14 protein-coding genes are annotated in these 11,499 nt (G+C 64.4%); all 14 read left to right on the plus strand.

What is annotated here, in order from left to right; all coding sequences use genetic code 11:
• On the plus strand, positions 1–407 hold a 407-nt coding region (locus HLH48_RS21810), incomplete at its 5' end, for a hypothetical protein (RefSeq protein ID WP_182999569.1).
• Between the two features lie 285 nt (positions 408–692).
• On the plus strand, positions 693–2,207 hold the full coding sequence (locus tag HLH48_RS21815) for a DNA cytosine methyltransferase (RefSeq protein ID WP_182999570.1): 1,515 nt from the start codon (positions 693–695) through the stop codon (positions 2,205–2,207).
• Between the two features lie 23 nt (positions 2,208–2,230).
• Positions 2,231–2,533, plus strand: a complete 303-nt coding sequence (locus tag HLH48_RS21820) for a hypothetical protein (RefSeq protein ID WP_182999571.1) — start codon at positions 2,231–2,233, stop codon at positions 2,531–2,533.
• 211 nt (positions 2,534–2,744) lie between these two features.
• On the plus strand, positions 2,745–4,628 hold the full coding sequence (locus tag HLH48_RS21825; RefSeq protein WP_182999572.1) for a ParB/RepB/Spo0J family partition protein: 1,884 nt from the start codon (positions 2,745–2,747) through the stop codon (positions 4,626–4,628).
• On the plus strand, positions 4,628–4,912 hold the full coding sequence (locus tag HLH48_RS21830) for a hypothetical protein (RefSeq protein ID WP_182999573.1): 285 nt from the start codon (positions 4,628–4,630) through the stop codon (positions 4,910–4,912). Before HLH48_RS21825 ends, HLH48_RS21830 begins: the two co-directional genes overlap by 1 nt.
• A 430-nt stretch (positions 4,913–5,342) precedes the next feature.
• Positions 5,343–5,546 carry a hypothetical protein gene (locus HLH48_RS21835; protein WP_182999574.1) on the plus strand — a complete coding sequence of 68 codons (204 nt, stop codon included), beginning with the start codon at positions 5,343–5,345 and terminating at the stop codon, positions 5,544–5,546.
• 592 nt (positions 5,547–6,138) lie between these two features.
• A complete protein-coding gene (locus tag HLH48_RS21840; RefSeq protein ID WP_182999575.1) occupies positions 6,139–6,792 on the plus strand; it encodes an LPD29 domain-containing protein in 654 nt (217 codons plus the stop codon).
• Between the two features lie 71 nt (positions 6,793–6,863).
• Positions 6,864–7,487 (plus strand): hypothetical protein, encoded by a 624-nt coding sequence (locus HLH48_RS21845; protein ID WP_182999576.1) that lies wholly within the window; start codon positions 6,864–6,866, stop codon positions 7,485–7,487.
• A 75-nt stretch (positions 7,488–7,562) separates the two neighbouring features.
• On the plus strand, positions 7,563–7,868 hold the full coding sequence (locus HLH48_RS21850; RefSeq protein WP_182999577.1) for a DUF5983 family protein: 306 nt from the start codon (positions 7,563–7,565) through the stop codon (positions 7,866–7,868).
• A gap of 4 nt (positions 7,869–7,872) precedes the next feature.
• Positions 7,873–8,313, plus strand: a complete 441-nt coding sequence (locus tag HLH48_RS21855) for a hypothetical protein (protein WP_182999578.1) — start codon at positions 7,873–7,875, stop codon at positions 8,311–8,313.
• Positions 8,314–8,622: 309 nt separating this feature from the next.
• Positions 8,623–8,847 (plus strand): hypothetical protein, encoded by a 225-nt coding sequence (locus HLH48_RS21860; RefSeq protein ID WP_182999579.1) that lies wholly within the window; start codon positions 8,623–8,625, stop codon positions 8,845–8,847.
• 84 nt (positions 8,848–8,931) lie between these two features.
• Positions 8,932–9,909 (plus strand): hypothetical protein, encoded by a 978-nt coding sequence (locus HLH48_RS21865; protein ID WP_182999580.1) that lies wholly within the window; start codon positions 8,932–8,934, stop codon positions 9,907–9,909.
• Positions 9,910–10,029: 120 nt separating this feature from the next.
• Positions 10,030–10,869 carry an ArdC family protein gene (locus HLH48_RS21870; RefSeq protein ID WP_182999581.1) on the plus strand — a complete coding sequence of 280 codons (840 nt, stop codon included), beginning with the start codon at positions 10,030–10,032 and terminating at the stop codon, positions 10,867–10,869.
• A 13-nt stretch (positions 10,870–10,882) separates the two neighbouring features.
• A complete protein-coding gene (locus tag HLH48_RS23440) occupies positions 10,883–11,257 on the plus strand; it encodes a hypothetical protein (RefSeq protein WP_246387682.1) in 375 nt (124 codons plus the stop codon).
• The last annotated feature ends 242 nt before the right edge of the window (positions 11,258–11,499 follow it).

Below are 11,499 nucleotides of genomic sequence, written 5' to 3' on the forward strand. Positions count from 1 at the left end.
ACGAGGCTCGTTCGACTGCTCAATATCCACTCACACGGCCCTCCATCTGCAATGCGAGCTTTACGCTATCACCATGGAAAACAAGGCCGGGTTCCATCGGCGCTTACGAAGATGTAACCCAGCGAGATATTATTGCGATCTATGACTCGAGCCGAGATAGTCGAGTTATCATTGATGAACGCTTACCTGATGTCGGAGCCAATCTTAGTGGTTGCAGCGGTGGTCCAGTAATTGTCCATTATGAACGCAATATGACTCACCACTATTGTCCGGTGGGTATGATCATAGCTGGTGCAAAAGGAGAGGGTACCGGATTGATGGCAGATTTGGATATGTTTCGTTTTCGTCGAATCCATTTTATTCAGCCTGATGGTTCAATCCTCATCCCGCCAAGCAACAGTTTCTGAATCACTAGAATTTGCGTGTCACGTCCGCTTTCTTGCTGACTTCACCTGACAGCGGACAGACCCTTTCCCCCCCCCTTTGCGGACGAAGATGTAGGGGAAAAATAAGCGGGGAGTAGGCAAAGGAAGCGCAAAGCCAGACCACCCCGTCCGCACCAAGTGGTGGGTGCTCCCCATGCTCGCCGGCTACGCCGCCTGCGCGTGGGTTGCGCTCCCGGCGCCTGGGCGCCGCACTTGGCCCGGCCGGGCTGCCCCGGCTCCCCGACCCTGAAAAGGGAAGGGAAAACGATGCTGAACGGCAGCACGCACCATACGATCCTCCATGGCCACCTCTTCTGCGGACTGGGGGGCGGCGCAAAGGGCTTCAATGCCGCCAAGGCCCGCCATGGGACACTCTCCGCGGATTTCGAATGCCTCGGCGGGATTGATGTCGATCCGGCGGCGATCCGGGACTTCGAGCGCCTGGCCGGTGTTCCCGGCACGGTGCTGGACCTCTTCGATCGGGGCCATTACCGCACGTTCCATGGAACGGAGCCGCCGGCGGATTGGCGGGAGGCCGGCCCGCAGGACATTCACCGCGCGTTCGGCTTCCGCCGCCCTCATATTTTGTTCCTTTCGGCGCCATGCAAGGGATTCTCCGGCCTGCTCTCGGAGCGGACCAGCCGGACGCCGAAATACCAGGCCCTGAACAGATTGACGCTACGTGGCATCTGGCTGACGCTGGAAGCGTACAAGGACGACCCGATCGAGTTCATCCTGTTCGAGAACGTGCCGCGTATTGCGACGCGCGGGCGCGAGCTGCTCGATCAGATCGTCGCCCTTCTGCGCGCTTACGGATACGCGGTTGCAGAGACGACGCACGATTGCGGCGAATTGGGTGGCCTGGCGCAGCGGCGCAAACGCTTCCTGCTGGTCGCGCGGCATGCGCGGAAAGTCCGCCCCTTCCTGTGGGAACCCCCGAAGCGGGCGCTGCAGGGTGTGGGCGATGTGCTGTCGCGCATGAAGCTGCCCGGCGATGCCGGCGCCGGGCCGATGCACCGCATTCCGCGGCTGCACTGGCAGACATGGGTGCGCCTCGCCTTTGTCGAGGCCGGGAAGGACTGGCGATCGCTGGAGCGGCTTGCCGTCCAGCACGGATTGCTGCGCGACTACGCGCTTGTCCAGGACACGCCCGGCTGCTCACCCGCGGCATCCGAGATCCCCGATCCCCGGCCGAGCAATCACCGGAAGTTCGCCAACATCTACCATGTCGTCGCCTGGGACGCGGCCACGTCCACGGTTATCGGCCGCTCTCAACCCAGCGACGGTGCGATGAGCGTCGCCGACCCACGGCCCGGCCTCGCGCGCGGCAAGGGAGACGACTATCTGACCGCCGGACATTACGGCGTGGTCCGGTGGAAGGATGGCTGCGGTGCGGTGAGTGCCGCGGCCGGCCACGACAACGGCCGCTGGGCCGTGGCGGATCCACGCCCGCCGTTGCCGGCGCACGATGACCGCCTGATTTCGGTCATTCGCGCGGAAGACGGCACCTGGCACCGGCCGTTCACGACCGCCGAGTTGGCGTGCCTGCAATCCCTCTTCGACCCGGAGGAACAGGCCGAACTCGATGGCCTGAACGACACGGCGTGGCGGGAGCGGATCGGCAATGCCGTCCCGCCGGACGCAGCACAGGCGATCGCGGAGGCAATGGGCCGCACGCTGCTGGCCGCCTGGAGCGGAGAGAGCTTCATGCTCAGCGCGGCGCCGATCTGGGTCAGGCCGATCGCGATCGCAGCCAGCGTCGACCTTCCCCTCTATCAATAATCTATGCCGATCAGGAGATCATCATGGCCGAGTATCGGGTCAAAATCGCGTTCTGGCTGCGTGCATACGACAGCTTCACGATCGACGCCGCCTCACCGGAGGAGGCGATCGAAATCGCCAAGCGGGAGGCCAGGCGAGAAATCGAGAGCAGCGGGAAGCCGGAGCACATTGAAACCGACGCGCGGCGCGAGGGCGTGATCCTGTACGTCGATCGCGTGGGCGCAGCCCTCGATGTCGCGACGATCGCGGAAGATCTCGCGTTTGACGACGATCGGATTCATCCGGCGGAGGAACGCCCGGCAGAGCAGGAAATCCAATCTGCCTGACAAACAGGGGAGGAGGCGGAACAGGGATGAGAAGCAGAAGAGAAAGGTGGCTGCCACGACCCCGGCGCGCGCTCAAGGCCAAGGCGAGCGCGGCGTAGCCGCGGCCTTGCCCGCGCGCCGGGCCCGTGCCCGCCGGGGAATATCAGGCAGGAAAGTGATGGCGGGGTGCCGTCGCTTGTCCGGATGCCTGCGCTCACGGAAAGGCCGAACCATGACCTCTGAATTTCGCGAAGTCGACCCGCGCACGCTGATCCCGAACCCGAACAACCCGCGCACCTCTCCTCCCAACGAAGAGAAGGACCGTCGCTTCGCCTTGAATATCCAGATCGTCGGCGTGCTGCAGCCGCCGGTCGTGCGCGAGCAGGCCGACGGGACGCTGATGATCCTCTACGGGCATCGACGGGTGCGTTGCTCGATCATGGCGAAGCTCAAGGTGATCCCGGTGATCGTGCGGTCCGGCGACGAAAAGCTCGACGACCTGGCGGCGGGCTCGGAGAACATGATTCGCGAGGACATGTCGCTGCCCGACCAGTGGCGTTACGTCGACCGGATGCGCCGCGAGAAGAACTATACCGAACGGCAGTTGTGCAAGGCGCTGATGGTCACGCCTGCCTATCTGAAGCGTCTGTCGCTGCTGGCCGGCCTGCATCCGCCGATCCTCGACGCGATCGAGATCGATTACGGTCCGGACGAGCGTGCCCTGCGGGTCATCGCGCGGACGCCGGCGGACGAGCAGAGAGCCGCCTGGGCTGAAATCTGGTGCGAAACGACCGCCGGCGACGCCGACCCGGCCGAATATCGCATGACGGAGGACGAGGCGAAGGATTTCGATTGGACGGACTTCGCTCACGCTCTTGAGCACACCCAGTTCTTCGCCCGCGACGCCTCGTTCGACGATGCTCTCGCCCGCAAGCACGGGATTGCCTGGGAAGAAGACCTGTTCGCCGAGGGCGGCCAGGATAACCGCTACACGGTGGACCGTGAGCGCTACGCGAACGCGCAGCGCGCATGGATCGAGAGCCAGCTCGGCGAGGACGATGTGTTGCTTGCGACGAATGAATATGGGCAACCGATGATGGAAGACGGCATGCGCCGGCTGTGGCATGCCAAGGAAGGTCCGCGCGCGTTCTACCTGGATTCCCGGACGCTGAAGGTCGGTTGCGTCTTCCTCGAGCGGTGGACACCCCAGCCAGGCGCAGGGGCGGCCATGGGGGCGTCGGCACCGGCTCCGAAGGTCCGCGGCGACATCTCGGGAACCGGTGAGAAGATGATCGGCCAGATCCGGACGCGCGCGCTGCATAGCGCCCTGGACGCTGCGTGCGCGACTGCGGAGCCATGGGACCTGGTTGGGGCTCTTCTGCTCGCCTTCTGTGGAGACAATATTGCAGTCCAGGGAGATCTGACGGGCGGATTTGGGAAGCCGTCCGCGCGCAATGCTGCCGCTGCCGCCCTGTTCCCGGAAGGTGTGCTGGTGAGGGATCCCGATCTCCTGCGCACGCATACGATGGCGGTGCTCAGGAGCGTGGCCAACTGCGATGTGAGCCTCCACAGCGGTAGCGGGATCGCGGCGCAGCTGCTCGGCGTGCTGTTCGATGCGGACATGCAGATGCCGAACATGGCGTTCGATGAGTTCCTGAAGACCTTCAGCAAGGCCGGCATCACGACTGCGGTCGAGGCAGAGGGCCTGGCTGCCCAGTCCACGGGGAAGCTGATGCGCGCGGCGCTGATCGCCCATGTCGGGGAGGGACGCTGGGTGCCGGAGGCGGCAGGCTTTGCGCAGTCGACAGCCAGGTGGAAGGCGAAACTTGCGAAGGACGCGCACCATGCGGCGCGTCTCGCGGCGCACGCCGAGGACGATGACGGGGACCAGGACGAGGAGCCGTCTGACGCCGACGACGGTGAGGACCTGGTGTCCGCAGAGGATGAGACGGCGCCGGAGGACCCCAATGCAGCGTGCGTGAGCGCGGCTGCGGAGAATGACGGGGCAGGGGAGGCGCTCGACGCTGTTGCCGAGCGGCTGCGGGATGAGTTCGCCTCGACCCCCGAGGGGCGCGCGCATCTCGACAGCCACGTCGTGTTCGTGACGGCAGCGTGATGTCGGGGATCGCCAGTTGGGGCAGCGAGACCGAGCCGTTCCAGTTTGCGGGGAAGAATCCGATCCCGCGCAATGATCGGGACCCGACGATGGCCAGCTACACGGCTGGCCATCTTGGCTTCCACGGTTGGATGTGCGCGGTCGACCGCGCGATCTGGAGGCGGACCGGGCTTGGCGTATTCGATTTGCCCGACCGCTACTGGCGTGATGCCTACGAGGAGCAGATCCCGCCGGCGGAAGCCGCACAGGAGGCCCTCGAGGACGAGGGATGTCCCCTGGAATAGGCAAGAAGAGGAGAAGGACAGGCGAAGAGCGTGGGGCTGCCAGAGCGGTCAGGCCCTGCCGAAAGGTGGGTGCTCCCCATGCTCGCCGGCTGCGCCGCCTGCGCGTGGGATGCGCTCCCGGCGCCACGGCGCCGCTTTCGACAGGTCCTGGCCACCCTGGCCGGCCGATGGGCATTCCAGAAGGAGAAGACCGATGTCGAATGTCTCTTTCCGCCCGCCTGTCGCCGGAGCCGCCAGGCGTCAGCCGCTCCGTTGGGCCTGCACCTCCGGCCCAGTCACCTGCAGGCGGTGCTATGCCGCCTTCGAGGAAGGTGACCCCGCCTATCGGGTGGCCTGTCGTGGCTGTGCCGCGCCGGCAGGCGTCCCCTGTCGGCGCCCTCGTGGCGGGAACGAGCGGGTCTGCCACCGGCGCGATACCGATGCCATTGGGATGGGCCTGCTCGATCCATGCGACGGATTGAGCTGGGACGGCCGTCACGACAAGCCGCTGCCGTTGTTCGCTGTGCCAGTCGCCAACGCATGCCGGGTGGTCACCGGCTCGCCGGCGAATGCCGAGCCGAATGGTCTTCCGGCTGCGGCGCCGGCGGATGGACGGAGAACGAGCCTGCCGCTAGAGAAATTCTGGGCCGCCTGAATGAGCCGGTAGCGGCGAAACGGGCGATGCATGGCTACGACGTCGCCCGTCGCGGCCCCATGATCGTAGCCGGGTGAGGCACCTCGGGGCCGTGGTGCCGAAGCCCATCAGAAGAGGAAAACACCATGATCCTCGTGATCGTGGTGGATCGGACTTGGGTTGCGAAGGTTCTTCGCAAAACGAAGAAGGCTCTCCAGGCGGCTGCTACCGTCCTGAAGAGCCTCTCCGAGTAACTCGGTCCGAAACACCGGCCGAGGGGTTATCTTTTCCGGGATGCCCCTCGGCCACCTCTGATGATGGCAAGCCCGGCTGCGATTTTCAAGGGCGGTGTGTCCGGTGGACATGCCGCCCTTGGCTTGTACCGATCCGCGCGCCGCAGGCGGTCGGGCGCGAGGAAAACAGCGAAGCGAAAAGAGAGAAGGGCGGAGAGGAGGGGCGTGCCAGAACATGGCGGCCGCCGCCAGAGCGTCGCCATGCTCGCGCGCTGCGCGCCCTGCGCGTGGCTCCATGAACGGCGCTGACGCACCGCTCTGGCCCCGGCCGCCATGTCCCGCCACGCGGGAAAGCATCCAGCAAGAAAAAGGAGAGCCGGATGTCCGTGCAAAACAACCCGATCGAGGTCGGCACCATGGTGTCGAGTATCCTCTACAACCGTGGCCGCGGCTACGTAACCAGGATCCATGGCGCGCAGAGGCCCGACACTGTAAGGCGGCTGTCAGGCACGGCGATCACCGCCGGCGGCGCTGCCACGTTCGACATCGTGTTCGAGTCCGGGAGCTACTCCCGCCTGCTTCCCGAGGCGATCCTGCATGGCGTTCAGTGGACGATTCATGACCGGGAGGAGGGGTTTGCCGACCAGGAACAGCTTGCTGCCCTGTGTCGCCATGCAGACGAGGTGATCGCACAGCAGGTAGCCCAGGCAGAGGCCGCGCAGGCAGCGTTTGAGCAGGAGATCGCCAGGCTGCGTGCAGACACGGCCCACGCCATGCTGACGCAGGGCGATACGGGCGACGGAACAATCGCCGCGAAGAACATCCGTGTCCTGCTCAAGGAGGCCTTTCCCGCCGTGAAATTCTCGGTGCGCAAAAGGCATTACGGCGCGCTCACCGTCAGTTGGGCGGACGGGCCGGATTCCAGTGCTGTCGAGGCTATCACCGACCTTTTCCGGAGCGGGCACGATGGCAACGCCACGCCGTGGATGATGGTGTTCGGCCACGCGGAATACATTTTTACCTCCCGCTCCTGATCGGGGGCATCCCCGAAACCCCGCATCAAGGCCGCCCGTGAGGCGGCCTTTTTCGTATCTGGAGATACAGCATGCCGACATTCATCCTCTCCGCTCACCCCGCCCGCCGCTACGAAAGAAAGTCGCTGACCGGCACTCAGATCGAGTACGGCCAGAAAGTGGTTCCCTCGGTCTGCATCGAAGCTCGTACGGTGCCGGAAATTGCCGAACAGGCGCGCGCCTTCGGCGCCTCAGTCTTCACTGCAGCACCGCGCGTCTCCTTTCTGGTCTCTGTTCAGATGGCTCGTGGTGAACGGAAGCCACGGGGGTTCGATGTTGCCGATCGTGCCGGCCAGTTCCACGATGCGGACTGGATCCACACCGAGATCGAGTGCCCTGTCCGGCACGTCGACGGGCCCGGCGTCCGCATGTGGGGAAGCCGCCTCGCACCATTCCAGATGGATGGGCAGGACCCATTCTGGCCTGGCGAAGAGCCGGACGATTTTACCTCGCCCGCCGATGGATCCATCGGCCTCTATGGTTATCTGCGGGCGGTCAACGCGCGCGTGCAGCGCCGAACCGACAGTTGGCAGAGCCTGTTTTCCATCGTGCATGAGGTGCCGCTGGGCGACCGCTACGCCGCTCGCGTCCATCCGTTCGATGTGGCCGCCGAACTGCTGGCCGGCCGGCTGTCGCCCACCTCAGCCGCGGCCTGAAGAAACGCAATGCAGCGGGGCTGTGATGTTCTGCCCCGCTGCCGCAACGAAAATGCCGGATAGGCGGAGAGAACCATGCCGAAAGCAGAACCCATCCCGCGTGGGGTCCGCAAATTCCTCGACTTGAGCACTGGCCATCTGCCTGTGTCTGATCGCGTGCTGATGGTGTCCCCAGCAATTGAGGCGCTCTCGTTCAGTGCTTTTGCCGGGCCCTATGGATGGTTTGTGCACGTCCCAGAGGATGGAGCCTCCATCTGCTGGACAGGGAGTGGGGCACTGAACGCCGTGTTCGCGCGCGCCCGCGAGCTGGACTGCGATTACGTGCTGCTCGACGCGGATGGCCCGCGGGACGAAGCGTTGCCATGGTTCGATGAGGATTAAGAGAATGGCCGAATATTTCACCAGATTCTCAGCGCGCCTCCCAATGACAAGCGAGAGCGCTGCGCATGAGGCTTTGCTTGCCCTGGATGGGCGGCGCAAAGCCGGAGAGGCCGATGGTGATCCGAACCCTGAGGGTTTCGAGGCGGCGTATGACCATCTTGATGCAGCCGGAAGGCCGGTCGTTTGGCTCCACAGCCGTGTAGGCTCGCCCGATAACGTCGTTGCCTTCGTCCAGGATTGCGCAGAACGCGGTCTGACCGAGCCAGGTCTGTGGACGCTCATATGGTCATTCGATTGCAGCAAGCCCCGGTTGAACGGCTATGGCGGCGGCGCCTGCATCGTCGACCTGGCGACGGGCGCAATCGTGGAGAGGATCGACCTGAACCATTGGGCCTGCGTCCAGACAGGACGATTGCGCGCGACGGAACGAGACGGATCGAGGTGATCGTGCCGTCCTTCAGATAGCGGCTCGCAAAACGGGCTCCCGCGCGATCTGATCGCCCAGACTCCGCGAGCCATTTTGGACACAAATCCTCCGATGTCGCGGGCAATGGCAAGGCGCCGGCGACGTCGGAACGGAAGAAGAGAACGAGGAGAGAGGAAAAGAGAGAGAAGGGGAGGGGAGACCGCTGTCATGGGGCGGGGAACGCTGCAAGGGTTCGTCGCAGGCTCCCGGCGCAAGCGCCGCCCTTGCACCGTCCCCCGCCCCATGAGGCTGCCGATCAGGTCGAAAACAGACTTGAGAGAGGCAGAAATGACGCGGAATACGAGCGATCCCGACCTGAACGCCGCGCGGGCGGCAGCACGACGGTTCGGTTCCGAGGCGATGATCTTTGAGGATCTGGCGGTCGGGGAGCGGTTCTGTTTTGCCGGCAGTTCGAGCCAGACGGTCTGCATCAAGATCCGTCGCAGACGATACAGTCTGGACGGTCGGGTCTGCTACGCGACGGCCACGCGCACGGTCGTCAGAAGCGCGTAGCCGGCAGAGGATGTACTTCTCGCCGCACTCTTCAGGCGCCCGTCAATGGGCGCCTTTTTTCCTATCAACATGGGATTTCCTGCCATGACGACCGATCCGCGGTGCGCGGAAGCCCACGGGCCGAAGGCGCGCGCGCCAGGCCCATTTTCTGGGTGCGAGCATGGTTGCCGTCTCCGCGTGACGTTTGCGAGCGGACATCCGGTCGAGGGTGAGCTTCAGATCTTCGGCGGACACCGCATGCTCGTTATCCGCGATCCCGCTGCCCCGATGGGTCACCGGGTGGAAGGGCCGCTTCGCCGGGCCGACGTCACGCGCGTCGAGATTCTGCAGAGCCGGGAAGAGGTGCGCGCGGAGCAGCGGGCGCAGCGCTTTGGCAAGCTGGTCTTCAACTGGGAGCCGAAGACGCGGGAGGACTACCGCGGTCAACTGGAGGGGATTGCGCGCGCGATTGCCGATATCCCGCGTGACGGCGATTTTCATCGCCGGCTTGAGCTGGAGGCTCAGTTCGCGCACCTGGCCGGCCGCATCGCGCTTGGCCAGGCCAAGCGCGCGTGGGTGCTCGCAGAGGCGGCGTGGTATCGGGCTCACAACAGTCCCCCCTCGATGGCGGATCTGTGGGGAAGCGACCTCGCCTCACCGTCCTGCTTCCGCCGGCCCCGCGAAGAGGATTTCGATCCGGATCCGGCCGTTCGCAATCGGCCGGTGCCGGTTCCGACCTGGGTTCTGCAAGATCCGCGCTCGATCAGGAACATGCTTGCCGCCTTGCAGGAAGCAGGCCTGTCTGCCCGCATCCATCGCCTCGGCGACCCGCCTCATGAGCATGGAGGCATCCTGGTGAAAATGCCGGTCAGCGGGCGCGCCCAGTTTGCGTTGATCGGCCGAAGAAATGGCGCCGGCGTCATGGACTGGACCCACGCATGGGACGTGCTGGACACGCCGACAGGGGCCAGGCGCCTCGGCGCGGTGCGCCGATGCGCTGCGTACCACCGGATGCTGAGGGTGCTTCTGGTCGGACGGGTCGCGCTTCAGCTCGATTTCGCCACCATGCTCGAACGCCTTTGAGGTGGATGGGTCCGCCACACGCGCGCCATCCGCAATCGAGCCATTTTGGACACAAATCGCTTCGGCGTCGCAGGCAGACGGCCGCGCCCGAGGCAGCCAGAAGAAGAAGGAATCCGTAACATGGCAACCAGGGCTAAAGCCTCTGCCGTACGCTCTTCGGGTGAACGCGCCGACATTTACCAGGAGGTCACGGACCGGATCGTCGCTGAACTCGAGAATGGGCGCCTGCCGTGGGTCCAGCCGTGGTCGAATACTGTGGCGGCGCCCTCGGTGCCACGCAACGCCACCACAGGACGTCGTTATTCCGGGATTAACGTTCTGTTGCTCTGGGGCAGTCTCCAGCAGTGCGGGTTCGCATTCGTGCCTGAAGGGCAAAAGCTGGAAGCCGAGCCGCGGGCGGTGCCCTTCCTTAAACGGTTCACGGTGTTCAACATCGATCAGTGCGACGGTTTGCCCATCGAGATGACGGCGGCGCCGTCACCTCAGGCCGATGGTGACATTGTGCCGCGAGCGGAGCGTCTGATCTGCGCGACGGGAGCGGATCTGCGTATTGGAGGTGACAAGGCTTTCTATATGCCTGCCCTAGATTACATACAGGTTCCTCCGCGATTTGCGTATTTCGACCAGGTAAATTGGTATCGAACCGTCATGCACGAGACCGGGCATTGGTGCGGCCATGTAAAACGCCTGAACAGAGACCAGACGGGGAGTTTCGGCACCCATGCCTATATGGGCGAGGAGATCGTGGCCGAGCTGACAGCAGCTTTTGTTCTTGCGGAACTGAGCATCCAGCCGTCGGTGCGCCACGCTGATTACATTGGCGCGTGGATCGATATGCTCCGCGACGACAAACGCGCGATTTTCAAGGCCGCGCGGCTCGCCACGCAAGCGGCAGATTATATTCTGGCCTTCGAGGACGCCACGGTCGAGCAGACCGGTCCCGATCAACTGGCGGCATAGGAAGATGCGCGCCGTGATCACCGTGTTCTGGGGCAATCCCTGCACGGTACCTCCGCCCGATATCCCGACACTCGACGACGGACGGACGCGCTGGGCCTGCACGCTCCTGGCGGCAGGCGATAGCGAGGCGGTCCGGGCTACGCATGCGCCGGCGGTGCGGCCTGGCCTCGGGTGGTGCCATGGCTGGTCCCCCCTGCTGGATGCCCCCAGGCGCTGGAGCGGCGAAAGGAAGGCCGCCGCACGGCGGCGCAATCTGCGGCGCCGTCTCGATCGCGCGGTGCCGCTGTTCGCTGATCAGCTGGAGGCAGACGAACTCTCAAGACGCCCCGCCTATTTCGATGCCAGCAGTATCGAAGACGATGAGAGAAGAAGAGAGGAGAGAAATTAAGGAAGAGGGCAGTTCGCTCTCATGGGGTGGCGACCGGTGCAAGGGTTCGTCGCAGGCTCCCGGCGCAAGCGCCGCCCTTGCACCGGCCGCCACCCCATGAGGCGCGGAAAGCATCGAGGAGAAGAAGAAAGGTAAGCTCCCGGCGACTGACGCCTTGCTGAATATTTCTGGTCTGGTTCAGCTATGAAGCATGAACGATTTAAGAGATAGGGACGCGGTACTACCTGCGAGTGTCGCAGGTA

The organism is Gluconacetobacter sacchari, assembly GCF_014174255.1.
GTDB lineage: Bacteria > Pseudomonadota > Alphaproteobacteria > Acetobacterales > Acetobacteraceae > Gluconacetobacter > Gluconacetobacter sacchari.